General features: G+C 59.5%; 22 protein-coding genes and 1 pseudogene. 10 read left to right on the top strand and 13 right to left on the bottom strand.

Annotated features, from left to right (window positions below; genetic code table 11):
- Positions 1-410: 410 nt before the first annotated feature.
- The gene (locus tag ACSQ36_RS32285; protein ID WP_213763745.1) at positions 411-668 is read right to left on the bottom strand and encodes a DUF4148 domain-containing protein; all 258 of its coding nucleotides are present in this window, start codon (positions 666-668) and stop codon (positions 411-413) included.
- A gap of 372 nt (positions 669-1,040) precedes the next feature.
- On the opposite strand from ACSQ36_RS32285, the gene ACSQ36_RS32280 reads away from it, so the two are divergent.
- A complete protein-coding gene (locus ACSQ36_RS32280; RefSeq protein WP_436185189.1) occupies positions 1,041-2,219 on the top strand; it encodes a porin in 1,179 nt (392 codons plus the stop codon).
- An 89-nt stretch (positions 2,220-2,308) separates the two neighbouring features.
- Here ACSQ36_RS32280 and ACSQ36_RS32275 read toward each other — a convergent pair whose 3' ends face one another.
- The 5 genes from ACSQ36_RS32275 to ACSQ36_RS32255 all read right to left on the bottom strand — a co-directional run bounded on the left by ACSQ36_RS32275 (position 2,309) and on the right by ACSQ36_RS32255 (position 10,018).
- Complete coding sequence (locus ACSQ36_RS32275; protein ID WP_436185188.1) at positions 2,309-3,724, bottom strand: efflux transporter outer membrane subunit; 1,416 nt, start codon at positions 3,722-3,724, stop codon at positions 2,309-2,311.
- The gene (locus ACSQ36_RS32270; RefSeq protein ID WP_213763742.1) at positions 3,717-4,916 is read right to left on the bottom strand and encodes an efflux RND transporter periplasmic adaptor subunit; all 1,200 of its coding nucleotides are present in this window, start codon (positions 4,914-4,916) and stop codon (positions 3,717-3,719) included. Before ACSQ36_RS32270 ends, ACSQ36_RS32275 begins: the two co-directional genes overlap by 8 nt.
- A complete protein-coding gene (locus tag ACSQ36_RS32265) occupies positions 4,906-8,136 on the bottom strand; it encodes an efflux RND transporter permease subunit (RefSeq protein ID WP_436185187.1) in 3,231 nt (1,076 codons plus the stop codon). Before ACSQ36_RS32265 ends, ACSQ36_RS32270 begins: the two co-directional genes overlap by 11 nt.
- A gap of 253 nt (positions 8,137-8,389) precedes the next feature.
- Complete coding sequence (locus ACSQ36_RS32260; RefSeq protein ID WP_213763740.1) at positions 8,390-9,064, bottom strand: response regulator transcription factor; 675 nt, start codon at positions 9,062-9,064, stop codon at positions 8,390-8,392.
- Positions 9,065-9,094: 30 nt separating this feature from the next.
- Entirely contained in the window at positions 9,095-10,018 is a 924-nt protein-coding gene (locus ACSQ36_RS32255) for a LysR family transcriptional regulator (protein WP_213763739.1), read from the bottom strand.
- 446 nt (positions 10,019-10,464) lie between these two features.
- Here ACSQ36_RS32255 and ACSQ36_RS32250 point away from each other — a divergent pair, with 446 nt between their 5' ends.
- Positions 10,465-11,631, top strand: a complete 1,167-nt coding sequence (locus ACSQ36_RS32250) for a porin (protein WP_213763738.1) — start codon at positions 10,465-10,467, stop codon at positions 11,629-11,631.
- 138 nt (positions 11,632-11,769) lie between these two features.
- Here the strand turns inward: ACSQ36_RS32250 and ACSQ36_RS32245 are convergent, their stop codons facing one another.
- On the bottom strand, positions 11,770-12,039 hold the full coding sequence (locus ACSQ36_RS32245) for a DUF3331 domain-containing protein (RefSeq protein ID WP_436186434.1): 270 nt from the start codon (positions 12,037-12,039) through the stop codon (positions 11,770-11,772).
- A gap of 32 nt (positions 12,040-12,071) precedes the next feature.
- A complete protein-coding gene (locus ACSQ36_RS32240) occupies positions 12,072-12,446 on the bottom strand; it encodes a hypothetical protein (RefSeq protein ID WP_213763736.1) in 375 nt (124 codons plus the stop codon).
- 746 nt (positions 12,447-13,192) lie between these two features.
- Between ACSQ36_RS32240 and ACSQ36_RS32235 the strand changes: the two genes are divergently transcribed.
- Positions 13,193-14,755 (top strand): NADH-quinone oxidoreductase subunit M, encoded by a 1,563-nt coding sequence (locus ACSQ36_RS32235; RefSeq protein ID WP_213763735.1) that lies wholly within the window; start codon positions 13,193-13,195, stop codon positions 14,753-14,755.
- A 139-nt stretch (positions 14,756-14,894) separates the two neighbouring features.
- Here ACSQ36_RS32235 and ACSQ36_RS32230 read toward each other — a convergent pair whose 3' ends face one another.
- The 3 genes from ACSQ36_RS32230 to ACSQ36_RS32220 form a co-directional block, all read right to left on the bottom strand.
- Positions 14,895-16,772, bottom strand: a complete 1,878-nt coding sequence (locus ACSQ36_RS32230; RefSeq protein ID WP_436185186.1) for an ABC transporter ATP-binding protein — start codon at positions 16,770-16,772, stop codon at positions 14,895-14,897.
- A 452-nt stretch (positions 16,773-17,224) separates the two neighbouring features.
- Positions 17,225-18,046, bottom strand: coding sequence for an isocitrate lyase/PEP mutase family protein (locus tag ACSQ36_RS32225; protein WP_213763733.1), 822 nt, complete (start codon positions 18,044-18,046; stop codon positions 17,225-17,227).
- Between the two features lie 289 nt (positions 18,047-18,335).
- Positions 18,336-19,181 (bottom strand): oxidoreductase, encoded by an 846-nt coding sequence (locus tag ACSQ36_RS32220; RefSeq protein ID WP_436185185.1) that lies wholly within the window; start codon positions 19,179-19,181, stop codon positions 18,336-18,338.
- Positions 19,182-19,457: 276 nt separating this feature from the next.
- On the opposite strand from ACSQ36_RS32220, the gene ACSQ36_RS32215 reads away from it, so the two are divergent.
- Both ACSQ36_RS32215 and ACSQ36_RS32210 read left to right on the top strand, forming a co-directional pair.
- Complete coding sequence (locus tag ACSQ36_RS32215; protein WP_436186433.1) at positions 19,458-20,366, top strand: AraC family transcriptional regulator; 909 nt, start codon at positions 19,458-19,460, stop codon at positions 20,364-20,366.
- A gap of 553 nt (positions 20,367-20,919) precedes the next feature.
- Entirely contained in the window at positions 20,920-21,975 is a 1,056-nt protein-coding gene (locus ACSQ36_RS32210; protein ID WP_436185184.1) for an NAD(P)-dependent alcohol dehydrogenase, read from the top strand.
- Positions 21,976-22,040: 65 nt separating this feature from the next.
- Here the strand turns inward: ACSQ36_RS32210 and ACSQ36_RS32205 are convergent, their stop codons facing one another.
- Entirely contained in the window at positions 22,041-22,367 is a 327-nt protein-coding gene (locus ACSQ36_RS32205) for a helix-turn-helix transcriptional regulator (RefSeq protein WP_436185183.1), read from the bottom strand.
- A gap of 198 nt (positions 22,368-22,565) precedes the next feature.
- On the opposite strand from ACSQ36_RS32205, the gene ACSQ36_RS32200 reads away from it, so the two are divergent.
- The 5 genes and pseudogenes from ACSQ36_RS32200 (at position 22,566) to ACSQ36_RS32180 (ending at position 25,680) form a co-directional block, all read left to right on the top strand.
- A complete protein-coding gene (locus tag ACSQ36_RS32200; RefSeq protein WP_436185182.1) occupies positions 22,566-22,868 on the top strand; it encodes a hypothetical protein in 303 nt (100 codons plus the stop codon).
- Positions 22,869-23,069: 201 nt separating this feature from the next.
- Positions 23,070-23,432 (top strand): annotated as a pseudogene (locus ACSQ36_RS32195) (recombinase family protein); the annotation flags it as partial.
- A 197-nt stretch (positions 23,433-23,629) separates the two neighbouring features.
- Complete coding sequence (locus ACSQ36_RS32190; RefSeq protein ID WP_436186432.1) at positions 23,630-23,878, top strand: recombinase family protein; 249 nt, start codon at positions 23,630-23,632, stop codon at positions 23,876-23,878.
- Between the two features lie 1,173 nt (positions 23,879-25,051).
- The gene (gene tnpB / locus ACSQ36_RS32185; protein ID WP_436185181.1) at positions 25,052-25,285 is read left to right on the top strand and encodes an IS66 family insertion sequence element accessory protein TnpB; all 234 of its coding nucleotides are present in this window, start codon (positions 25,052-25,054) and stop codon (positions 25,283-25,285) included.
- 125 nt (positions 25,286-25,410) lie between these two features.
- Entirely contained in the window at positions 25,411-25,680 is a 270-nt protein-coding gene (locus tag ACSQ36_RS32180) for an HU family DNA-binding protein (protein WP_436185180.1), read from the top strand.
- A 302-nt stretch (positions 25,681-25,982) separates the two neighbouring features.
- Here the strand turns inward: ACSQ36_RS32180 and ACSQ36_RS32175 are convergent, their stop codons facing one another.
- Positions 25,983-26,714 (bottom strand): GntR family transcriptional regulator, encoded by a 732-nt coding sequence (locus ACSQ36_RS32175; protein ID WP_436185179.1) that lies wholly within the window; start codon positions 26,712-26,714, stop codon positions 25,983-25,985.
- Positions 26,715-26,798 lie beyond the last annotated feature (84 nt).

Here is a 26,798-nt window from a genome sequence, read left to right as displayed (position 1 = left end):
GCGATGCTCCCGTGTAGGGAGTTCGCGCTTTCACGCTTTCATTGCGCTAGTGTCAGACGAGATCAGGAACCGAAGAAGGGTTGGCAGTAATCCACCGGTCCCACACAAGCATTAGGATCGGTCGATGCGCCTTGCATCGACGCGCAACCCGCCAATGAAAAGCCCAACGCCAGCGCGCAAAGCGGCAATCGTAAGGAAGCGAGTATGCGTCTTAAGCGGCTCATGACATCACCTTGGCGAACACGCCTGTCATTCGAATCTATGGTTTGAACGTTCGCATTGCGGCGAACCAGGATGTGGGCCGGCAGTGCGTGACGGAAGGCGTGAAGCTGCGGCGGCGGAACCGGAAACGGTCGTCACACACAAGCTCATTCCATCCGTCACGGCAAGTGGCAATCGACGCTCCATGCCTAGTGATGCCAGTACAACGTGCGGTTCAGGTAATCGAGTTGGCCATCCTGCTCAGACTTCACGAGGTCCTGATAAACCTCCGCGCGTGTTTTAGGCGCAATGGTCTGTCCATCCGGTGGTACCCATTGACCTGCTTGTGCGACGATGACAGGGGCGGGTGCTTGAGCAGGGGCTTGAGCCGGCGTCGTGCTCTGGGCAAAGGCTGAGCCCGTGGTGGCCAGGCCGGCAAAAGCGAGGGCGATCATCATGGTCTTCATGGTGCTTTCCTAAAAGTCCGTTTAACGAGTGACCGGGCTTCGATGCAGAGGTGTGATCGTTGTCCGGTGAATGCAGATTAACGAAGCAGCCCTATCGGGAAAGACGCTCAAACGTGAAGAGTTGTTCATGTAGAGAAGCTCATGAAACGCGCAAAAAAACAACTAAATAACATCGGATAGCTAAGTTAAATATTTTGTGTCGGCTTTATAAATTATTCTTCATGAAGTAACGCGATTCCGACACGGCCACGTCATGCCCGTCGCCTAAATTTGCCCCGGTCCGCATGGCGAGTCGGGCGGCTGCACTTCGCCATCCTGTCTCCGCCCTGCCGGGGAGCGGAACAGCAGCCGCATCATTCTGGAATTGCACACATGAACAAAGCGTTGATCGCCTCCTTGAGCCTGATCGCGGCCGCGGTCTCTCAAGCCGCGAACGCACAAAGCAGCGTTACCCTGTACGGCACACTTGATACGGGTATCGACTATATTTCCAACCAGAAATCCTCAAGGGGTGGCAATGCCGCGTGGGGCATGCAGAGCGGTAACGTGAGTACGGATCGGTGGGGCCTGAAAGGCACAGAAGATCTTGGCGGTGGTCTGGCGGCCGTGTTCGACCTCGAGAACGGTTTTAACATTGACAGCGGCAAGTTCTCGAACGGCGGCGACGAGTTCGGCCGTCAGGCATGGGTCGGTATTTCAAGCTCCGTTTACGGAACCGTTACGCTGGGGCGCCAGTACGACTCCATGGTGGACTTCGTGGCGCCGTTGTCGGCAACCGGTTCGGGCTTTGGCGGGAACATAGCCGATCACCCGTTCGACAACGACAACCTGAACAACGATTTCCGCATGAACAATGCGGTGAAGTTTCGCAGCGTGAACTACGCCGGGCTCGTGTTCGGCGGTGCGTACGCGTTCAGCAATTCATCGAATGGCTTCAGCAACAACAACGCCTATACGGCGGGCGCGTCGTATAACAACGGTCCTTTGAGTCTGGCTGCAGCATACTTCCAGGCCAACGATCCGGGCGGTGTCACGGCACCGGCTAACACCGGTGGCGCGCTCTCGAGCGGCGACGGCGACGCAACGCTGGTCGGCGGTCGCCAGCGCATCATGGGCGCCGGCGCGCGTTACGTGATTGGTGCCGCGACCATCGGCGCGGTGTTCACGCGCACGACACTCGACGACCCAAGCGAGATCTCACAGGGCGGCTCATACACGGCGCTATCGGGCAACAAGCTCACGTTCAACAACTATGAGTTGAATGCCCGCTATGCACTGACGCCGGCATTGACCCTGGGCGGCTCGTACACGTTCACCGACGGCAAGTTCGACGCCGCCACGTCGAGCCTCTCGCCGAAGTGGAATGCGTTCATGCTGCAAGCGGACTACGCGCTGAGCCGCCGTACCGACGTCTATCTCGAAGGTGTCTACCAGCATGCGACCGGCGCAACGGGGGTGAATGCGTTGGGCAATGCGTCGATCTACAACCTGGCTGCGTCGTCGAACGGCAAACAAGCAGTGGTCGCAGCGGGTGTGCGTCTCCACTTCTGATCCTGTCCGACCAGAGCTTGATGTAAATACGCCGCCGAGGGCCATGAAATACCCCCGGCGGCGTTTTAACTTCTACGGCTGAATATGCCTCAGGCGGGCTTCCCGGTCCATCCACCACCGAGAGCCCGGATCAGGGACACCGAAGCCGTCAGCTGTCGCGTACGCAGGTCCAGCGACGAAATCTGCGCAGTCAGTTCTGTGGTTTGGGCCGTGACGACATCCAGATAGCTCACCACACCGTCGCGATACTGCGACGTCGCCAGCGCGAGCGTCTGCTGCGCGGCGCTCAACGCCTGATCTTCGTTGACTGATTCGTCGCCGAGATGATGCAGCAGCGCCAAGCCGTCCTCGACCTGCTGGAAAGCCACAAGCACGGTCTGCCGGTACTTCGCACCGTTCTCGGCGAGTTCCGCCCGCGAATTCGCCACGGCCGCGCTGCGCTTGCCGCCATCGAAGATCGTGAACAGCAATTGCGGTCCCACCGACCAGATTTCGTTGGGTGCCGCGAGCCAGGGCGAGAAGGTATCGCTTTGATATCCGCCGTCCAGGCCGAGTGAAATGTCGGGGTAGAACGCAGCCTTCGCTACACCGATATTCGCGTTCGCCGCCGCCACGCGCCGTTCCGCCGCCGCAACATCGGGCCTGCGTTGCAAGAGTGTTGAAGGCAGCCCAAGGGGCACGCGGGGCAGATAGTTGAACGCAACGTCCGGCGGCAGGGAGAACGACGATGCCGGCGTTCCGGTGAGCGTCGCGATCGCATGTTCGAGCAGCGCACGGCTCGCCTGGGTATCGTCGGCGGCGGCACGGGCGGATGCAAGTTGCGTCTGCGCCCGCGAGACATCCATGCCGGAGGCGAGGCCGCCGTTGTGACGGCTGACGGTCAGCTTCAGTGCACGCTTATACGTATCGATGGTGTCGTTGAGCAGCTTGGCGCGCTGATCGAGGCCGCGCAGTTCGAAATAGGTCGATGCGAGGCTTGACTGAAGGCTAAGGCGCAGCGACTCGAGATCGTCCGCACTGGCCTCTTCTTGCGAGCGGCCCGCGCTGACCTGATTGCGCACCTTGCCCCACAAATCAAGGTCATAGCCTATACCGACACCCGCCGTCGCCGAGTTGTAAGTCGACGGCTGACCTGTGCCGCGCAACGGCCGGTTATCCGATTGCCGTTGCCGCGAGACATCGGATTCGGCACCAATAGTCGGAAACAGCCCGGAACGCGCTTCCTGAAGGTACGCGCTGGCTTCGTCATGCCGGGCGACCGCTGCCGCCACATTCGGATTGGCTGTCGCGATCTTTGCTTCGAGCCCGCTCAATACCGGATCGCGATACATGGTCCACCAGCCATCACGCGGGATGCGGTCCGCGGGTTTTGCCGGTTGCCAAGGGCCGGCTTCCTTGAAGGTGGTAGGAATCGCCGTGGCGGGCACGGTGTAGGTGGGCGCGAACGAACACGCGTTCAGCGCGACAGCGCAGGCTGCCGCTGCCAGGAGACGGCGCTTAACCATGCTCATGCTCCGGCTGCCCGGTCGCTGCGGTGGCCACGGCAGTCGCGGCGCCGCGCACGAGTTCGCCTTCCGCAAGCGAGTCCGGCGGGTTGTCGATGATCCGGTCGCTCGCTGACAATCCCGATTCAATCAGGACATGGGTACCGAGGTCGGTCGCGATCTTCACGTCTTTCAGATGCACGTGGTTGTTTGGGTCGATGACCGCGACCTGCATGTTGTCAGTACGGAAGATCAGCGTGCTCGCCGGAACCAGCAACGCGCTGCCGGCGTTAGGCAGCGCGAAGTGAACCTGTGTGTATTCCCCGGGCAGCAGCAAGCCCGATGCATTGTCCACCGACAACTGCACGAGCAACGTGCCGGATGCAGGCGTGATGGCGTCGTCCGTGTCGACAAGTTTCGCGTCGAAGGTCATGCCCGGCCGCTCCGGCACAGTCAGCTTGGCAGTGAGTCCGGGCTTGATCGCCGCTGCGTCGCTTTGCGGCACGTTCACATAGAGCCGGAGGCGGCGCGCGTCGGAGACAGCGAACAATTCCGGGCCGGTGCCGCCGCCCGCATCGATCAACGCGCCGATATCGGTTTTGCGCGCCGTGACGATACCGTCAAACGGGGCCGTGATGCGCTTGAACGATTCAAGCGCTTCGAGGCGCGCGACGTTGGCGCGGCTGGCGTCGACCGTGGCCTGCTTCGCGATCAGGTCGCTGGTCTTTTCATCGGCGTCCTGCTGCGAGACCGAGTCCTGCTTCAGCATCTGCGTCCAGCGTTTTGCGGTGGTCGCCGCGAGGTTTTCGTTCGCCACCGTATTGGCGAGGTCGGCCCGTGCCTGTTTCAGTTGCTGATCGAGATCGGGCGTATCGATCAGGCCGAGCAACTGGCCGGCCTTCACGTGCGTGCCGATGTCGGCGGACCACGTTTGCAGATAGCCGGACACGCGGGCATAGATCGGTGCATTGACGAAGGCGGCGAGCTGCCCCGGCAATTCCAGCGACTGCTCGGCCGCAGGCAATTGGGGCGCGACAGTTGCCACGGTCGGTATCGCTTGCGCGTCGGTCCAGGTCGTCAGTTCACGCTCCGCGTGCGAGCGGCTGATGATGCCGTCGGTCACCACGCCCGCGGTAATCAACGCGATGATCACGCTGACCAGCTTCAGATGACGCAAGCGCTTAGGGGAATTGATTTCAATTTCAGTGGACATGCGATTCTCCTGATCCGGAAAGTGGGTGATCCTCTTGAGCCTTTTCATTGCGATGCACGAGGCTGAACACAACAGGCACGAACAGCAGCGTGGCGATGGTGGCGCACATCAGGCCGCCGATCACAGCACGGCCGAGCGGGGCGTTCTGTTCGCCGCCGTCGCCGAGACCCAGTGCCATCGGCAACATGCCGATGATCATCGCGAGTGCGGTCATCAGCACCGGGCGAAACCGCGTGAATCCTGCTTCCATCGCGGCGACCAACGCGTTGCCGGTAATGACCAGCCGTTCGCGGGCGAAGGTGACGACCAGGATGGAGTTCGCCGTGGCCACCCCCATGCAGAGGATCGCGCCCGTTAGCGCCGGGACCGACAATGGCGTGTGCGTAATGAACAGCATCCACACGATGCCCGCGAGCGCCGCCGGCAACGCGGTCACGATCACGAACGCATCACTCCACGAATGGAAGTTCACCACGATCAGCAGGTAGATCAGCACGATTGCCGCGATCAGGCCGAGGCCTAGTCCCATGAATGCGCTGTTCATGGTTTGAACCTGGCCTCGCACGGTCACTTGCGAACCCTTCGGTACTTCCTTCGCGGTCTGGTGCACGATTGTGTTGATCTGTGCGGCAACGGCGCCGAGATCCCGGCCTTGCGTGGTCGCATAGATGTCGAACAGGGGTTCAATGTTGTAGTGCGAAACAACGGCGTTTCCCACGCCGCGCTTGATCGTCGCAATGCCGCCCAGAATCTGCGCTTCGCCGGTCTTGCCGGTGACCATCAGGTTGCCGAGATCGTTGAGCGACGTCATTCGATATTGCGGCGTTTGCGCGACGACCGCATACGACACACCATTGCGCGGGTTGAGCCAGTAGGTTGGGGCAACCTGACTCGTGCCCGAGAGATTGGCCACTACCGAGTTGGTCACGTCGCCCTCGGTAATGCCCAGTTCGGCGGCACGGGTCCGGTCAACCGAGACGGTGAATTGCGGGTAGGTCGTCGCCTGCTGAATGCGCGTGTCGGCAATGCCCGGGATTAGTTGTACCTTGCGCAGCAGTTGCTGGGCATACGCATAGTTGCCGGCCTGATTCGGACCGGCCACCTGGATATCGATCGGGGCCGGTGAACCGAAGTTAAGAATTTGCGAAATGATGTCGGCAGGCAGGAACGAGAAGGTCATGCCCGGATATGCACGCGGCAGCAGCCTGCGTAATTTCTTGACATACTCAGCCGTTGGCGCGTGGTCCTCGCCGAGCGAGATGAGGATGTCACCGTCCGACGGTCCCATCGTGCCGCTGTTGTTATACGTCAGGTTGATACCGCTGTTCGGTAAGCCGATATTGTCGATCACAGCACGCAACTGGTTCGGTGGAATAGTCCGGCGAACAGTGGCCTCGACATGATCGAAGAGGTCCGCGGTCTGCTCGATCCGCAAGCCAACCGGACCCCGCACATGCAACGCGATTTCACCCGAGTCGATATTCGGAAAGAAGTTGCGCCCAAGGAATGGCGACAGTAAAAAGGACGCCGCGACCACCGCGAGGAAGCCGATGATGAACCGCTTGCGGCTGCTGAGCGCCATCCCCAGCAGAATGCGGTACATGCCGCGAAAGCGCCCGAACAGTTGTTCAAAGCCGCGCTGGAATCGGACCAGCGGATTTTTCGAAGGCGCATGCTGCATGATGCCGTGCGGGTCCATGCTCGCGGCAAGCTCACCGGATGCATGCCCCCCTGACGCGTGCGGCCGCAGCAGGTACTGCGCCATCATCGGCACGAAGGTTCGTGAGAGCACGAATGAGGCGATCATCGCGAAGATCACGGCCTCGGCCATGGGCACGAACAGGAAACGTGCAATACCGTCGAGCAGCAGCATGGGCACGAACACAATACAGATGCACAGCAGCGAGACGAGGGCAGGCGTCACGATCTGCGCGGCGCCGTCGAGAATAGCGTCCCTGACGGGCTTGCCCTGTTCCAGGTGCCAGTTGATATTTTCGATGGTGACAGTTGCATCATCGACGAGAATACCCACTGCAAGCGCGAGTCCTCCGAGCGTCATGACGTTGAGCGTCTCGCCCATCGCCGACAGCGCCGCAATCGCGGCCAGAACCGCAAGCGGGATGGACGACGCAATGATCAGCGTGGAGCGCCAGCTTCCCAGGAACAACAGGATCATGAGCGAGGTCAGCGCGGCAGCAATGATGCCTTCACGCGCCACGCCGCTCACCGCGCCCTTCACGAATACGGACTGATCGCCCATCGTCACGAGCTTGAGGCCAGGCGGCAGGGTTTCGCGAATCAGCGGTAGCTTCGCCTTGACGCCCGCGATGATGTCGAGCGTCGAGGCCGAACCGTTTTTCAGAATACTCATCAGCACGGCGCGATGGCCGTCGAGACGCACAATATTGCTCTGCGGCGGATTGCCGTCGCGAACGTGTGCGATATCGCGGATATAGATGGTTGCGCCGTTGATCGTCTTGACGGGCAGGTTGTTGAGTTGGTCGAGCGCAAGCGGGCTGTTGTTCAGCTTGATGTTGTATTCGAAGTCGCCGATCTTCTCGGTCCCCGCCGGCACGATCTGGTTCTGCTGCGCCAATGCGTTCGCTACGTCCGTAGCGGACAGCCGGTCCGCCTGCAATGCGTGCGGATCCAGGTCGATCTGCACTTCGCGCGTCTTGCCGCCGTAAGGCGTCGGAATCGCCACTCCGGGTACGCTCAGCAGCGCGGGTCGAATGAAGTTGGTAGCGTAATCGGCAAGCTTCTGCTCATCGAGCGTGTTGCTGGTGAGCGCGATCTGCAGGACCGGAACCGTCGATGCGTTGTAGTTAAGGATCTGGGGTGGCGTAATGCCTGGCGGCATCTGCTTGAGTACCGTCTGCGAAACTGAAGTGACTTGAGCAGTCGCCGTCCGGATATCGACGGTCGGCTGGAAGAAGATCTTGACGATGCCATAACCCCGGAACGACTGCGATTCAATATGCTGGACGTCGTTGACGGTCGTGCCGAGCGTACGTTCGTAGTACGTGACAATTCGGCCCGACATGTCGTCCGGTTGAAGCCCTGCGTAGTTCCAGATGACACTGATGACGGGAATGCGGATATCGGGGAAGATGTCCGTCGGCGTACGGAGTGCCGCGAGCGGACCGATCAACACGATCAGCATCGCCAGCACGATGAACGTATAGGGCCGAGTCAAAGCTAATCGGACAATTTTCAACATTGAGAACGGCTCCGTTCAGGGTGCGCATGATTCGCGCTAACTTAGTGACTTGGTGACTTAACAACATCAGGACATCGGACTGATTGCGCAATGACAGCGCCGGTGTCAGTCATTCTGGAAGGATCGGGTTAACACCCACGCACGGGAAAAATGAAACTAGTTTTAGTTTCGAGAAGGCAAGGGGGACGTGACGAAAATCGAGCGCAGCCACAAGGTGCGGAACACCTTGTGGCTGCGCTCGACGATGAAGAAATTAGTCCAGCAAATAGCCGGAGCCGCGAATGGTGCGGATCGCCGGCCGGCCGCTGGCGTCATCCACTTTCTTTCTCAGGCGGCCGACGTGAACATCGATCAGATTAGTACCAGGATCGAAACGGCAGCCCCATACGCCTTCGAAAATCATGGTTCGCGTGAGCACCTGACCTACATGACGCATCATGAATTCGAGCACGCGAAACTCGGTCGGCTGCAGGTCGAGCACACGGCCGTGAAGCGTGGCGCGGCGGCGCACGAGATTGAGCTCCAGGCCATGCACGCGCAAGACCGTTTCGTCGGATGCGGGTCCCGCCTTGCGTCGAAGCAAGGCTTCCACGCGGGCGCGCATTTCATCGTGAGAGAAAGGCTTGGTGAGATAGTCGTCACCGCCTGCTCGCAGTCCGCGCACGCGGTCATCCACATGGCTCATTGAACTGACGATCAGCACAGGCGTGTCTATGCCGACGCCTCGCATGGTCGTCACAATCGTGAGGCCATCCAGGTCCGGCAACATGCGATCAAGCGTGACGATGTCATAACCGCCGCCAATGGCTTTCGCAATACCGTCGCGGCCCGTGCGGGCAACCTGGACCGTATAGCCCGGTGCGGACAATGCACGTGTCACTTCCTGCGCCATCAGTTCGTCATCTTCTATGGCAAGTACTTTCGGCATTACAACGCGCTCCAGAGTGGGGGATGCACGTCAGGCCGCGGCACGAAGTCCTACCGTGTTATCAGGGGCACGGTACTGGCTCACCGAGAAGTCGATGAAATGCCGGACCTTCGCCGAGAGATAGTTGCGACCCGTATAGAGAATGGACACCTGGCGTACGCCACCCGCAATCTGGAACTGGCCGAGGATGGGCAGCAGGAGGCCTTTCGCCAGATCGTCCTTGACCAGCGGTGCCGGCAACAACGCGATCCCCATGTCCGCCAGCGCTGCCGAACGCACCGTTGCACTGCTGGTTGCGTGCAGCGCATTTCCGGTCGCCACGCGATACACGCCGTTCTGATCCGAGAATTCCCAATTACGCGCGGAGCCGTCGGAGATCGACAGCAGATGATGATGCGCGAGCGCTGCGGGATTCACGGGCGTGCCGTTCTGGGAGAGATAACCGGGCGAAGCGACCGTGACCTCCTTGAACGCGGTGAGATGACGGCAGACCAGCGACGAGTTCGGCAGGTTGCGATCGGCAGAAAAACCGACATCGAAACCTCCCTCGATTAACTCGATCGGCGAGTCGTAGGTCGTCACATCAAAGCCAATGCGCGGATACGCTGCACGATACGCCGCGAGCAGATTGCTCAAGCCGCACGCGGCGTAGGTCGTCGACGCCGCCACGCGCAACGTTCCGCTGAGATCGCGGGTTGAGCGCACGAGGCTCTCTTCAATCGTATCGAGTTGCTGGATGATCGTGCGGCAACCGTCCACATAGGACTGTCCCGCTTCGGTCAACGAGAGCCGACGCGTGGAGCGATTCAGGAGGCGCATGTTCAGGTGCGCTTCCAGCATGCTGATGCTACGGGTGACTGCTGCGGCCGACATGCCGAGTTGCTTGGCGGCCAGACTGAAGCTGGTGAGATCGACCACGCGGGTGAACACGCGCATTGCTTGTAGCTGATTCATGACGGGCAGCCTGTATCGATTTGACTGACCGCATGATCTGCTACGTGACGTAACAAGGACGCGCCTGCTTTATTAAGTCTTTTTTAACTTTGTCGGCCGTTCTTAAGGCAACCATAAATCAATGGCGTGGCGCATTCGATACACGCAAACCCTCGATGATGGGAATGCCACAAAACAAGAACAGCGCTCAAACCTAGCGCACGTCTGCCTTCGCGCTGATCGCCCAAGCCTTGCTTTCGAAAACTGAAAATCTGTCATTCAGTTCGACCACGCTGCCTGGCGACGCTCGCTCCGTAGACTTCGATGCTCTGAGGTCAGGGCCGCACTCAACGCTGCATGTCCTCCCGCTCGAAGCATTGCCTGCTTCGCTTAAGCGTACGGCCGAAGTCACGCAGCGTTGCAAGCTGCCTCCTGACCCGGAACCCGTTATCTATGTGGAGTTCAAGATGAAGAAAGTTCTGTTGGCTGCAACTATTTCCAGCCTGTTCGCAGTAGCCGCTCACGCGCAAAGCAGCGTCACGCTGTATGGCGTGATCGATGCCGGGGTGGTGTATGCGAACAACTCGCACACGCCGGGTTCGGCCTCGTCGGGCCAATCGTGGGGTGTGGGTAGCGGCAACGTCAGTGACACGCTGTGGGGCTTGAAGGGCAGCGAAGACCTGGGTGGCGGCATGCACGCCATCTTCAAGTTGGAAGATGGCTTCAACGTGAACAACGGCGCGTTCTCGCAGTCGAATGAGATCTTCGGCCGTCAGGCATATGTTGGTTTGCAATCGAACCAGTACGGTACGGTGACGCTCGGCAAGCAATACGATTCCACGGTTGATTATCTGGCGCCGCTGTCGGAAGCCGGCCAGGGTCTGGGCAACAACCTTGCCGCCCACCCGTTCGATAACGACAATCTGGACAATAGCTTCAGCATCAGCAACTCGGTGAAGTTCGCGAGCATTGATTACGCCGGTTTCAAGTTCGGCGGTTTGTACGGCTTTTCGAACAAGGCGGGCGCATTCTCGGACAATCGCGCTTATAGCGCGGGCGCGTCTTACTCCAATGGCCCGTTGAGCTTCGCTGCGTCGTATTTGCAGATCAACAATCCCGGCCAGGGCGACAACGCGAATGGTGCAGTGTCGGGAGCGAATAACACATCAACGTTCGTCGCCGCGCGTCAACGCACGTTCGGCGGTGGTGTCAACTACGCTTTCGGCCCGGCCACGGTGGGATTCGTGTACACGCACACGAAGCTTGACGGCCTCGATGCGATCAACATGAACGACGGTTATACGGCCTTGTCGGGTAACAGTCTGCGTCTGGACAACTACGAAGTGAATACGCGTTACGCGTTGACACCGGCGATGAGTCTCGAAGGCGCTTACACGTTCACGAACGGCTCGTTCAACACGGCGGCCGGCGATGCTAAGCCGAAGTATCACCAGTTCTCGCTGCTTGCAGACTATGACTTGAGCAAACGCACCGACGTATATGCGGAAGGCGTGTTTCAACACGCGTCGGGTGGCGACGGCACGGCGTTGGGTGATGCAGCGATCAACGGCCTGAGCCCGTCTACAACGGACAAGCAAGTGGCCGTAACGGTCGGCATGCGTCACCGGTTCTAAGTCGCTGGGCGTGAGTGAGTAAATGATCGACGCCGCGTGGTTTCATGCGGCGTCGTTTTTTTGCTTGTAGATGGGTATGCGGGGCGGATAAAAAAACTAAAGGCTAGCCGACAAGGAAATCGGCTAGCCTTAAAGTTCTTAGCGGCTTGTTGCATCGAAGTTTAAAGATTTTCGATCGTCCAGCATTGCAGTTAGCGATGTCTCGGCAATGCTGCACTCCCGATTCAGCGGACGTGATGAACCTGCGGGCCTGAAGACCCACGCACCTGCCTTGAAGGACACGAACGAAAGGGCGCATTGCCCCGGACCTTCGGCGCGCGCCCGTCTCCATTTCTGCTCCTGATAGCAGTAGCGGGCTGTTTCGCGCCACATCACAGCCAACGTGTTGGCAGTGGGGTGACTCAGCACACGTACGACAAACGTGCCGGCGGCACGCGTGTTCAACTCGGTATCTGGCTCACTTCAAACGACTGTGGCACCGGCTTGACGATAGCGTCCTGCAGGCGCTCGAGGCTCGACTGAGGAATCGCAAAGCCAGCCCAACCGAGCCCGGTATGACGCAGCAGCAGCACGACCCCGTCGAACAACGGATTCTTGTCCAGATACCAGCACGGATCAATTTCGATCACATAGTTATGCGTGCGCGACGGTTCGTGCGGCAAGGCCGGCGACAGCCCCGAGCGAATCTGGCCAAGACGTTCTATCAGCAGGTCGACGTCATCGACATCGAGGATTGCCGCGTTCGATCCAATATCGAAGCGTACTGCCTGACGCCCGGAATCGTGGACCGCCTCGACTAATAGTGTTTGGTACATCGCGAAACTCCCAATGTGTAATCGGTCCATTCATTATGGAATTTCGCGACTTGCGAAATCTGAAACAACGCTATCGGAGAATGAAGTTTTTTTTAGATTTGACCGGATCGTGGGCGCTGCTGCGGTCGCTGCAGGCCGCTTGCCGGCCAACAATGGGTGAGTGGTTCGGCGAAATACATAGTCATACGAAGTAAATGACACTGAAGATCTGGAACGAAATGACGATTCCCGGGCCGACTCGGCCCGGCGTTTTCGCGGTACGTCCGAATCCCGTCTAGCAGCGTAGAGGTGCTTCACCTATACCGACGCTGAACGGATCTGATTTTCCGTGACAGTGAAACGAAAGCACGACTGTAAGAGACGTTCGAGATAGCCCCACGGGTTTTCAACCCGCCGGATGCTCGTCGAGACGTCCCATATTGCGGGTCATGCTCCCGAAAAATATTGTGCGTTCGCACATTTTTATGGTCCATCGGACGTCATGAAACACTTTTAAATCAAGCCACAAGCCTGCATCACGAAAAATTCATCACTGTTGCGCTGCAAAATATTTGTGACTGAATTATGCTCGTTAACCCTTACGCAGGATGCTCGTACTCGCTGGCGAGCTTTCGTTTCCTTACGTCCACGGTTTAACGACAGACCGGGGGAAACAGGCTAACGATTGACTTTCATTCTTTCACACTTAGTAGCGGATTTGCCCCAGGCAGTGCCGATTAGCGCTCAAACAAGGTCTTATCTCAGCGATGTCATCCTTACCGCTTCTCAGTCTTGCCATTTGGCTTCCAATCATCTTTGGCGTCGCGATCCTCAGGATCGGGTCCGACCGCAACCCGATGCCTGCGCGCTGGCTCGCGCTTGCCGGGTCGGCCGTCTGCTTCGTCGTCACGCTGCCGCTGGTCAGCGGATTTGAAACCCATTCTGCTGCGATGCAGTTCGTCGAACGCGTGAACTGGCTGCCGGCTTTCGATATCTCGTATCACCTCGGTGTCGATGGCATCTCGATGTGGCTCACGGTGCTCACCGCGTTCACGACGCTGATCGTGACCATTGCTTCGTGGAACGTGATCACGGTGCGCGTTGCGCAATATCTCGCGTCGTTCATGTTTCTGTCGGGCCTGATGATCGGGACCTTCGCCTCGCTCGACGGCATGCTGTTCTTCGTCTTTTTCGAAGCGACGCTGATTCCCATGTATTTGCTGATTGGCTCCTGGGGCGGAACCGGACGCGTGCTTGCGGCCGTCAAGTTCTTCTTCTTTTCGCTGGTTGGCTCGCTGATGATGCTGATGGCGATGTTGAATCTGTATCAGCAATCGCATACCTTCGACCTCGCCAGCTGGCAGGCGCTGCCCATGAGCTTCACGCCGCAGGTGCTGGTGTTCATCGCGTTCTTTGCGGCCTTTGCCGTCAAGGTTCCGATGTGGCCGATCCATACATGGCTGCCACAGGTCCACCTTGAAGCGCCCACGGGCGCTTCGGTCGTGCTCGGCATGTTGAAGCTCGGCGCATACGGCTTCCTCCGGTTCGCGTTGCCTGTCACGCCGGACGTGGCGCATTTCTTTTCGCCGGTGATCATCGTGCTGTCGTTGATTGCGGTGATCTATGCAAGCCTGGTCGCGCTGGCGCAAACGGACATGAGCAAGCTGCTCGCGTACTCGGCCATCGCGCACATGGGGCTCGTCACGTTGGGGCTGTTCCTGTTCAACGACATCGGCTTGGACGGCGCCATCGTGCAGATGATTTCGTATGGCTTTGTCTCGGGCGCGATGTTTCTGTGCATCGGCATTCTGTGGGAGCGGATGCACACGCGTTCAATGGATGCCTACGGCGGCGTCGCCAACGTGATGCCGCGTTTCGCGGTCTTCGCCATGCTGTTTTCGATGGCTAATGTAGGCTTGCCCGGCACCTCGGGTTTTGTCGGCGAATTCATGGTCATCATGGGTGCGGTCAAGTTCAATTTCTGGATCGGAGCGCTGGCTTGCACGACGCTGATCCTGAGCGCTTCGTACACGCTGTGGATGTACAAGCGAACCATCTACGGACCGGTCGGCAATGCGGGCGTAGCCGGTCTCGGCGATCTCGGCAAACGCGAGTTTGGGATGCTGGGTGCGCTCGCGGTGCTGGTGCTGGCGATCGGCGTTTATCCGAAACCGCTGACCGATTCTATCGATGCATCCGCTGCCAATCTGCTCAAGCAAGCTGATGAGTCGAAGCAACCGCACACGGACTATCTCCCCGGGCCAGACACAGGACTGCACGCGTCGATTCACTCGCCGGCACCGTTTCTGGTTCGTGCAAAAGGGTTTTAGTGCTTGAGGAACGTGAGGCGCATCGCGCTGGATTCGGCGAAGGCCTTACGTAATTCAAAGATCAAGAGTGAACGAGATCACGCGTTTGCAATGCCCCGGACTTTGATACAACGGTCCGGGGTCTACCCGGACCGTCGCATCATCTCCCGGTCGTCATCGGATCGGTGGCATAACCACCTGCTGGATGGCCGGTTTTTACTGCACCGGCCGGGTCCGCACGATCGGTCGTCAACCCGAGCGCCTGCCGTTCGAACAACCGCCGGTACAAGCCGTTATGGAGCTGGATCAGCTTCTCGTGGCTGCCTTCTTCAGCAATCCTGCCTTTGTCGAGCACCAGCAGCCTGTCCAGCGCCCGCACCGTTGAAAGCCGGTGAGCAATCACCAGCGTGGTACGGCCGACCATCAGCCGCTCCATTGCCTGCTGGATCAGCACTTCGCTCTCGCTGTCGAGGCTCGACGTTGCTTCGTCCAGGATCAGAATGGGCGCATCCGCGAGGAATGCCCGGGCAATCGCCACACGCTGGCGTTCGCCACCCGACAACTTGATGCCGCGCTCACCCACGAGCGTTTCATAACCCTGAGGCAGCGCCGCGATGAAATCGTGGGCGCTGGCCTGCCGTGCGGCCCGCTCGATTTCCGCACGCGTAGCACCGGGCCGGGCGTACGCAATGTTCTCCGCGAGCGAGCGATGGAACAGCACCGGCTCCTGCTGGACGATCGCGATCTGGCCGCGCAGCGACGCTTGGCTGACATCGGCAATGTTCTGCCCGTCGATCATGATCCTGCCGCCCGAGACGTCGTACAGCCGCTGGATCAGCTTGATCAACGTGGTCTTGCCGGACCCCGAATGCCCGATCAACCCTACGCGCTCTCCCGGCGCAATCCACACCGAGAAGTCCTCATAGAGCGGCTTCGTGTGGCCGTCGTAGCTGAAGGTCACATGCTCGAAGCGGATCTCGCCTTCACGGATCGCGATCGGCCCGGCGTCGGGCTTGTCTTCCACGCCGAGCGGCTGACCTTCAAGCGATACCAGCTCTTCCATGTCGTTGACCGAGCGCTGCAGATTGCGTACGTGCATGCCGACTTCGCGCAGATAACCCTGCAACATGAAGAACATGGTCAGCGTGAACGTGATGTCGCCCACGCTGGCCTTGCCGGCTTCCCACAGCAACAGCGCAGCACCCAGGATTGCCGCCTGCATGACCACCAGCATGCCGCCCTGCACACCGCCGTTGATCGTGCCGCGCGCCCATGTGCGCCGCGTCCGGTGACGCCACTTGCCGATCACGCGGGCAAGCCGCGCTTCCTCGCGCGTTTCCGCACCGAAGGCCTTGACGACCGTGTTGCAACTCACCGCATCTGCCAGTGCACCGCCCATGCGGGTGTCCCACGCGTTGCCCAAACGAGCGGCCGGTGCGACAAAGCCAAGCGACAGGCCGACCGTCACCGCGATGTAGAGCAGCGACCCGAGGCCCACGACCACGCCCATGACGGCCCAGTGCATGCCGAGCAGCACGGTCGCGCCGACCAGCATGACGAGTGACGGGAGCAGGGCGATGAGCAACGTGTCGTTGAGCAGGTCGAGCGCCCACATGCCGCGCGTGATCTTGCGCACGGTCGAACCGGCGAAGCTGTTGCCGTGCCAGTCAGAGGAAAACCGTTGCACGCGATGAAACGCGTTCGCGGCAATCTCGCTCATCATCCTGAGCGTCAACACGATGATGTTCATGAAAACGAGCTGACGCAGCAGCGTGCCTGCCAACCCAAGGCAAGCCAGGATGCCGAACGCCGTCGTGGCCGCGCGCCATGCCAGCTCCTTGCCGGACGCGCCCGCGGCGAGTGCATCCACGAGCCGGCCTGCGAAGAGCGGCGTGAGGACGTCGGCCAGTGCCGACAGCAGCGCGAGCACGACAATGGCTACGATGCGCCACGGTTGTTTGCCCCAGTGAACCACAGTGAAACCAAGAACGTCTTTGAACGCCCGTCCGCCGAAGTCGAGTTTTTTTGTGTAAGCCATTTGCCACAGCCCGTAGCGCCCAAGCGCGACGAGGCTATCCGGTCGAAAGAAAATGAGAGCGACAGCCACAGCACGCCCGCATGTGCGGGCGAACTGAAATGGACTGTCTGGACATGGCGCGGGCTGCTGTGCCCGCGCGGACGGCGGCTTAAACTGGCCGGCGCGCCATGTAAGGGACGACGGTATTGAATGCGAGCATCTTTTCGCCTCCCTTTGAGAAATGAAAGTTGATTGACATGGAGCCGGGCGGCTATCCATGTCCCAATATTATCAGGCGCTTATAGCGCTTGCCAACCACTTTCGGCCACACACATGTTGTCGAGCCGAAACAGCGCAAGGGACTGCTGCAGAGTCGCTGTACGATCGATCCCGATGCATGAATGTCCCTGCGCTGCAGGCACAGTTGACGAAATGACCGCGCTCGCGCCGAGCGCTCAGGCTCAGGTTCAGACTCAGGCGAATCCGCCGAAGACATCGTTCAATTGCTTGCTGGATGCGGCGCCAGCGAGGCCATCGAAAGAGCCGGCCTTCATTTGCTCGGCGGCCGTCAGCATGGCCTGCCACGCAACCCGCGCCAACCCTCCGCCAACACTGATTCGCCGCACGCCAAGGTCGGCCAGTTCGGCAACGCTCATGCCGGGCCGCATCATCAGTACGTTGAGCGGCTTGGGCGCCACGGCACGAACCATGACCGCTATGTCGGCCTTATCGACCACGCCCGGCGCATACAAACAGTCCGCACCAGCGGCTGCGAAGGCCACGAGTTTGTCGATGGACTGGCTGAGCGCGGTTGGATCGCTTAGCAGGCCTTCCGTGCGCGCGACCAGGATGACGTCGTCGCCCGACCGGTCGATCGCCGCACGGGCCGCACGAACGCGCTCGACCGAGAGAGCGGTGTCGTAGAGTCCGAACGGCGCTTCCACGTCGCGATCTTCAATCGATAAACCCGCCACGCCCGTCTGGATCGCGAGGCTCACGTTGGCCGCGAGCGTCGCCGGGTCGGAGGCGAACCCGGACTCGAAATCGGCGTTGACCGGCAGGTCCACCGCCTCGCAGAGGGCGCCCAGATGCTGCAGGACATCGGCGCAGGTCACCGCGTAGTCGGGCCGGCCTGTAGACCACGCGAAGCCCGAACTGGTCGATGCCAGCGCGGCAAAGCCGAGATGCTGCAGCATCCGCGCGCTGCCTGCATCCCAAGGGTTGGGCAACACGAAACAACCTTGCTGGTGAAGCGCGCGAAAGGCGGCGCGTTTTTCGGCGACAGTACGGGTCATCGGAACCTCATCGTGTGTGGGCGAATAGTGTACGAATAAGCCGGGGTTGGAAATACGATTCCGCTCAACGAGCTTTGGTACGGGTAGCTTCCGGATTCATCGAATCGGCGCGCAAATCCGGCTCAAGCGCGGGCTATTGCAGCGTGCTCGCGGCATGGCGTTGCCTGTAACGCTCGGCTTGGCCGAGGGGCTCGACGTGAAGTCCATCGTACACGAGAGCGGCAGCCCGGTTTTCACAATCACAACGGGCTGCAGTAGGGGTTTTCGTGGCTATCGGATCATGAAGGCGTCACGAGAAGTCCGTCGAGCGCGATACCTTTTCCCACGTTTCAATCTCGCTGCCGAGGGCCGCCAATTTGTCCCTGACCAGGCTGAGCGCGTCGGTGCCGAGCAGCAGATGTACTGGCGGATGTTCTGCCGCAATCACCTCCAGCAGCACGCGGGCCGCCTTGACCGGGTCACCGGCCTGCTTGCCGCTTTTCGCCTCTCGCGCCTGACGGATCGGGGTGAACAGCGCATCGTAATCCGCGATGCTGCGGCCCGCGCGCACCATCGAGCGGCCAGCCCAGTCCGTGCGGAAAGAGCCGGGTGCAACGGCGGTTACCTTGATGCCGAAACCCGCCACTTCTTTCGCCAGCGTTTCAGAGATGCCTTCGAGCGCGAACTTGCTGCCGCAGTAGTAAGCAATCCCCGGCATGGTGACGAAGCCGCCCATCGACGTGATGTTGATGATGTGACCCGACCGGCGTTCGCGCATGGCGGGAAGCACGGCTTTGATCATCGCGACGGCGCCGAATACGTTGACGTCGAACTGACGGCGCAGGTCTTCCAGCGGCGACTCCTCAAGCACGCCCTCGTGGCCGTATCCTGCATTGTTGACCAGCACATCGATAGAGCCGATTTTTTCCGTTATCGTCGTGACAGCCGGGCCGATAGCCGCGAAATCGGTCACGTCGAGCACAATCGCGTGTGCACGGCCGGCTGCGAGCGCCTCGAATGTGTGTATGTCGGCTTCGCGGCGCATCGTACCCGCGACGACGTGGCCGGCATTCAACGCGGCTTCCGCGAACGCGCGGCCGAAACCCGAGCTCACGCCGGTAATGAGGAACGTCTTCTTGCCCTGGATGGGGTTCATGGTGCTGCACTCCTTGTCGGTGGTCGTGGACAGGCTGAGCGTCGCGATGCATCTCCAATGACGCATGACACGCGCGACCTCAGCAATGGCCGCATGTTAGGAGCGTCGCGCCGGAACGCGAATGCCGGTTCATCTGTTGTGTTTGCCTAATCCTATGAGCCGGTGGATTTCGGCGCTGGCAAGTGGCACATTGCAAGCTGGCCGCAAAATCTGACGAGACCGGACGTGACCCCTGAACGCGATGAACCCGATGACCGGACTACAGCGCAGCAACGCATGGCCGCGTTGCTGGAGGTGTTGGCGCCTGCGGAGGGATACAACCTGACCGCGCTGCCCGACGTGCGGTTCCTGCGGTCGAACCGTCCGTTGAGCCGGACCCCCGTGCTGTACGACCCGGGTATTGTGATCGTCTGCCAGGGCACCAAGCGCGGATTTCTCGGCGACGACGTCTATGTTTATGACGCGCAGCACTATCTTGCGGTGTCGGTGCCGGTGCCGTTTTCGATGGAAACCGAAGCAAGCGAAGCCGAGCCCATGCTGGCCATCTACTTTCGCCTCGACTTCAACGTTGCGGCTGACTTGATGCTGCAGCTCGACGAACGGGCGGGCGGGGTTCCAGCGAAGCCCAAAGGGATGATGTCGACTCCGCTCGACGCCCGGCTGGCTGCATCGGTACTACGCTTTCTGGAGACGATGAGTTTGCCCCTGGAGGCTGGGATTCTCGGACCCGGCCTCGTGCGTGAAATCTACTATCGCGTGCTGACAGGCGAGCAGGGCGGGTCGATGCGCGCAGCACTCACGCGACAAGGGCATTTCGGCAAGATCGCGAAGGCGCTCCGAAAGATCCATATTTCATTTCGCGAACCACTGGACGTCGAACGGCTTGCTTTGGAGGCGAGCATGAGCGTGCCGTCATTTCATTCGCACTTCAAAGCGGTCACCAATACCTCGCCGATGCAATATCTGAAGTCGACGCGGCTTCATCAGGCGCGCCTTTTAATGGTGAGAAACGACGTGACCGCGGCGGTTGCGTGCGCGCAGGTGGGATATGAAAGTTCGTCGCAGTTCAGCCGCGAGTTCAAGCGCCTGTTCGGGCGTAGTCCGATAGAAGAGGCGGACCGGATGAAAAAGACCTTCGCTGTTCCTCAGGCCGGACCCAATTCCATTTATGTTGCGTCGCATTGATCCAGGCATGATGATGCGTGATCCGGTTTGATCACGATCAAGCGGTGCGCAAACAGGGGGCTCGCTTCTGCAAATAACGTCCTGATATCGATCCGCAAATTGCTGTAACTGCTGCAACACGACATTCCATTAATTGGAATTGTGAAATCGCAATATTTCCATTGAGCGGTTGGCCCAGAATTCGCATACTGTTCTGTGAAGGGGCGCTCGCATCTCCCGGGCGTTCGGTTTCAGATTCAGATTCGCAAACGAAGCCCGGCAGCGCGCACTCAGGCGCATCTGCGATTGTGCAACCGCACAATCGGGCAATGTCGATACACGTGAAGCTGGGTCAGGTTTTGACGCGGGGTTTTGACGCGGTTCCAGACGTCGTCAAGCCCAAGAGCCTTCCTGCAAACTTGTTGCCTACCGACCTGCCGTTGTGACGCAAGTTGCCAGGGTTGCCTGCCGACGCGGATGTTCGCGGTTTTTGAACAGACAGCGAGCGCCCCCGGTATCGACGAACAAGCAACGAACACATAACGAACCAACGAATCATTTCAAGGACCACACCATGTACAAGACCTATGGCTATGCCGCGCACTCAGCCAGTACGCCGTTTGCTCCTTTTGCCTTCGATCGCCGGGACACCGGTCCGCACGATGTCCGCATCGAGATCCTGTATTGCGGCGTGTGCCATTCGGACCTGCACACCGCGCGCGGCGAATGGGCGGGTACGGTGTACCCGAACGTGCCGGGACACGAAATTGTCGGCCGGGTGACTGAAGTCGGCTCTGAAGTCACGAAGTTCAAGGTGGGCACGCTGGCGGGTGTCGGCTGCATGGTGGATTCGTGCCGGACTTGCCCGTCTTGCAAGGAAGGCCTCGAGCAGTATTGTGAAGGCAGTGGTTTTGTCGGCACCTACAACGGGCCCGATAAACACACGGGTGGCGTGACGTACGGCGGTTATTCCAAGTCGATCGTCGTGGACGAAGCTTTTACGCTGCTTGTTCCCGAGAACCTTGAACTTGCCGCCGTTGCGCCGTTGTTGTGCGCGGGGATCACCACCTATTCGCCGCTGCGTCACTGGAATGTCCAGGCCGGGCAGAAGGTCGGGATTGTCGGGCTGGGCGGGCTCGGTCATATGGGCGTGAAGCTCGCGGCGGCGTTCGGCGCGCATGTGGTGCTGTTCACGACGTCGGCCGGTAAGGTCGAGGACGCGAAGCGGCTTGGCGCGCATGAAGTCGTGATCTCGAAAGATCCGGAACAGATGGCTGAACACGTCAACTCGTTCGACTTCATTCTCAACACCGTCGCCGCCTCGCACGACCTCGACCAGTTCACCGCGCTGCTCAAGCGTGACGGAACAATGACGCTCGTCGGCGTGCCGGAGCATGCGCATCCGTCGCCATCTGTCGGCAACCTGATTTTCAAGCGCCGTGCGCTGGCTGGCTCGTTGATCGGCGGTATCGCGGAAACGCAGGAAATGCTCGATTTTTGCGGCAAGCATGGCATCACGTCGGACATCGAGATGATCCGCATGGACGAGATCGACAAGGCGTACGAACGCATGATCAAAAGCGATGTGAAATATCGCTTCGTGATCGACATGGCTACACTCAGCGCGTAGTCCCTTGCTGGTATGGGTTTGGTCGTCGACGAACTGAAACGATACCCGGTTTTTAGCCGGCTGGATTAGGGGGTTACGATTTCCTTAATCCAGTTTTGCACTTCTGACTCGACCCAAAACTGTAGCGTGGTGTATTTTCCGCGGTTGCGGAAACGCTCCAGATTCATCATCTTGTGCACCATCGGTTTGCTAAAGCCGATCATGTCCAAATCCTGCGGCAAACGCAGCAGTCTCTTGCCAGGGATGTAAGAATGCCGGCGCCGTTCAGGCTCCCCTTCTGAATCACCATCCGAGCCATCATCGTCTGCTGCCTTCTCGTCCGCTGCCTCGCTCGTGGCCGTGCTGCGAGCGCTCGCCTGCCCGCAACTGCCCCCGCCATCGGACTGAAACATGTGATCGCGCCGAGCGCTGTACAAGCGCTTGCAGATGTCTGCATGGCGGTCGGCGGCGAATTGGGGGAACGACCCATCGATACTGGTTGTTGGGTACCCCGCTGATCACCTTCGAGCAGACCTACGCATACGGTGCTAATGTAATCACCAGACGTTTACTGTCGTAACGCGATTGTTTTTTCAAAAAGCTTTCGAATCATGACAAACGTAATTTCCGAACTGGGGCTTGTTTGCCCTAAATGCGGCGTTCCGACTCACGATGACTGGGAACTGCTGGCTGCAGGAGAACTTCACCAACTCACTTGCCAGTGCTGCCGCCAGCAGTTCTACGGCTTTATCGTTGAATGCGACGCTTGTGGGTCAGAGGACTTTATCGCTAGCGACTCAAAAATCGATCCCGAGACGATTGCCTGTTCCTCCTGTGGTCATCGCCGAGAAAAGGAAGGCACTTCAGATGAGCCCATCGCCGCTGATTCCAAGAAACAACTGGTTCTTTGCTAGAACGGGAAGAACAGGTGCTCCTCCTCCCGGCGTCATCGCACGAAGAGCTGGTATAGGCCGTCGCCGACCTGCTTCTGGAAGCTCTGAGGATGCCGATGGAGAATGTGGCTCAGGCGCCGGAGATAAATTCTAAAATCAGTTCCGGGTATCTGAGTCGCGGCGCCGTCGTAACCATCCGCCAGTCGACGCTTGGCAAGGTTCATGGCCACAGAGAACAAGCGCCATCAGTATGATCTTGCCGAGTCCGCGCGCAAAGCCGGTTTCGCCAACGTTACTGTGATCGACGATGACCTGGGTCGTTCGGGATCAGGGCTTACGAAGCGGCCCGGGTTTCAAAAACTTGTGGCTGCAATATGCAGCAGTACGGTCTGTGCGGTGTTCTGTATTGAGGCGTCACGGCTCACGCGCAACGGCCGGGACTGGCATCACCTGGTCAATCTGTGTGCATTGACAGGTACCTTGATTGTCGATCCCGATGGTGCCCACGATCTGCGGCTGACGAACGATCGCCTTCTATTAGGACTGAACGGATCGATGTCGGAGTACGAGCTCAGCCTACTGCGCGAGGAGAGCTCCGTTTCGCATTGCCGCCGGGATACTGCTGGAATGAGTTGGGGCGCATCGAGCTGGACCCGGATGAACGCGTTACGGAAACAATCCGTCTCGTGTTTCGGCGGTTTCGCGAGTTGGCAAGCGCTCGGCAGGTATTTCTATGGGCCAAGCTGGAAAAAGTTCAATTCCCGCTGTGAGGCAAAGCGCCGTTGGCAATCGAATTGCGTGGGAATCACTCCGCTTATCACAGCGTTATCAAGCTACTGCAGCATCCTGTTTACGCTGGAGCCTATGTATTCGGCAGGAAGAGTTCACAGACGCATGTGGTTGACGGGCGGCCAAGAAAAGGTAGTCCACGCAGCAAGCCCATGCAATCGTGGAATGTCTTGCTGGAAGGCCATCATCCGGGCTATGTCACCTGCAATGAATTCGAGGAAAATCAGAAGATGATTGCGTAGAATGTACATATGCAAAAGCGCGTGTCCCGCAAGTCTGCTCGACGTGGCCGTGCGTTGTTGGGAGGCTTGGTACGATGTTGTCGATGTGGCCGGATGATGCGGATCTTCTATGGCATGAGATCGGGGCAGGCTCACCGCTACCACTGCCGCGGGGATGGTAGTCACGTTGGTGCTGGACTTTGCATTGGAATTGGCGGCGCACCTGTTGACAAGGACCGTAAGACTCAACTGCTGGAGGTGGTTTGCGGCATACGCGGTAGAAGCAGCGATACGAGCGGGCGAAACGCAGTCCCATGTAGACGATGAAGTCCGAAAGGCACTGATGCACAAGGCGGAAGAAGCACGCGATGAAGCTTCGCTGGCGGAACGACGCTACGAGGCCGTCGATCCAAGCAAGCGCCTGGTGGGACGTGAACTGAAGGCATGATGGAATGCACTCTTGAGCGCGTCGCCGAGCTTCAGATTCGTATCGAACGCCTTGATGCGAAGGTCTTTGCCCGTCCGGGAATCGATCGTGAGCGACTAATGTTACTCGCGCACGACTTGCCGACTGCGTGGAATGCTTCGGGCGCCACTCCGAGAACCAGGCAACGGATAACACGGGTTCTTATCCAGAAAGTGGTAATTGATCTGGATAACTCGTCCAATGAGGCCGTGCTTGCAATCCATTGGACAGGAGGGCGACACGCTCAAGTGCGTACTGCACGGATACGTGCCGGTCGTTACCCGGATGCCGATGCACAGTCCTAGCACGGGTCGGTGGAGGTCATGCGAAAACTCGGTGGCAAATGGCAAGATCGTGACCTGACCGTGGCTATGAACCTGATGCGGTGTAAATCGCCCGACGGCAAGACCTGAACAACTGTGCGGGGTACGGGAACTGCGCGAGCGGCTGGGAATTGCAGCCTTCGATCCGGCGTCAAGAGGCAGCGAAACGATTAGCGTCGAGGAAGCAGTCCGGCGGCTGCAGAACTGCGTTGGCTCCGTTCACCGCCTCATTGATGAAGGCATCATGCCCGTCTTGCAGCTCATGCCGTGTGCCCCGTGGCAGACACCAGTGGCATCGCTAGACTCAGAGGCCGTGCAGATAGGGGGGCGAGGCGCGATTGAGCGACGACCCCGCAACTTCAAGGCTCTACAAGGCGTAAAGACGTTGAGACTGCCTGAATTTTAATGGGAGAGAAGCACTATGAGACTTGGTCGCGTAACCCGATCAAGTTGCTGTTCTTCGATCGCGCTGGCTTCCGGCTGATGCCGCGGCGCCTCGAGGAGGACCGCTTCGTCTGGCCACGTCGACAGCAGGCGGTGATCGAGTTGATGACCGAACAGTTGCACTGGCTGCTCGAGAGCATCGACATTGAAGCCGTGCGCCGCCATCCGGCAAGGCCGTACCGCTATGCGAGCTGAATGCCCAGCGTTGCCGGTAAACAACGGCAGCCCCGGTTGTTACAAAGGGAAGTAAACCCATCGAGTGTGGCCCTGCGCTATCGTCAGGTTCATGTGCGACGGGACTTCACAGGTCCGCCCAAGAGTTGATTGATGCCATCGCGTCGTCGACTGGAACGAACAAGTCGGCAACCGGAGAAGCGGTCGATGCAGTGATCGGGACGATCACCACTGCGCTCGTGAAAGGCGACACCGTCCAATCGATTGGATGTGGCTCGTTCGGCGTAGGTGCGCGAGCGGTGCGCAACGGTCTCAATCCGGCGACCGATGAAGAATTAAAGATCCCGGCTGCGAAGACTGAGAAATTCAGCGCCGGTAAGGCGTTCAAGGATGCGGTGAACGGCCACAAACGATAACTTGTTAATTGAGCGACGACGTGCACGACTCTGGTCCGAGTTCGCTAGCGGCGAGCGCATCGCCATGGTTCTGGGCCTATTCTTGACGAGCTGATGCGGTGCCCTTCGGGCTGGGGTTGCGCGCGTCAATTGATTGTCCGTCTCATTGGGGCCAACAGTCCGGCATGCAGCATAGGTCAGATCTTTGGGGGACATTTCGCAACGCCGGTCATACAGTTGCGTTGTGCGCGTCGACGCGTGGATTGCCATCGCCGCGACGTTCTCCAGCTTGCCACCATTCGGTTCCGGGCTCGACCATGCCGTTATTTTGATTGCATGCCAGTCGCAGCGGGGCGCCGCTGTGACTGGCATGCAGGAGCCGTCTCGAGCGCGGATTCGACGAACGCGCCGGTACGGCGATAGTGCGCGGCCAGCAGCATCGCGGCGTCGTCGCCGCGTCGGTCAAGGGCCGCGCTAAGTATTTCCGCATGTTCGGCTGCCACGTCACGCTGAGGCCAGGCGACCGTATTTGACAGCAGACGAAAACGCATCGCCCGGTCATGCAATTCGCCGCAGAACTCAATCAGCGCTCGCGCGCCACAGGCTTCGATCAAGGCGATGTGAAAGGCACGATGGTGGTTTTCCCATACAGGATTCGATACGAATCTACCGGCTTCCTCGGAGCGCGCCGACTGAGACATCCGATGATGGGCAACCAGCAACCGCTCCTCCCACGCGGTATCGCCACAGGAAACGGACTCTCGGATAGCCGCCGTTTCCGCCAGGCATCGTGTCGCTATGAGATCGCGCAGCTCAGCCGGATCGGCTGCGGCTACGCGGAAGCCGCGTTGGTCGACCCGAAGCACGAGCCCCTCGGCCGCGAGCTGGCTCAGCGCCTCGCGTAGCGGGGACGCGCCGGCACCGTAGCGTGTCCGCAATTCCTCCATTCCTAATCGGCTGCCAGGTGCGAGGGTCGCCCCTAGGATGTCTCGCCGCAGGAGGTCGGCTGTACGGCGCGCGAGAGTGTGAGCAGGTTGATCGAGGTTAGCATCCATGGCGTTCCTGTTTTATCGACAAAAAACTTGTGTTTCACGATTTTATCGGCAAAAATGCTCGTGCTAAACATTTTTTCGAGAAAT

This window comes from Caballeronia sp. LjRoot34, from assembly GCF_964253815.1.
Classification (GTDB): Bacteria; Pseudomonadota; Gammaproteobacteria; order Burkholderiales; family Burkholderiaceae; genus Caballeronia.
The sequence above is the reverse complement of the archived record's forward strand: the minus strand, read 5'-3'. Positions and strand labels throughout refer to the sequence as shown.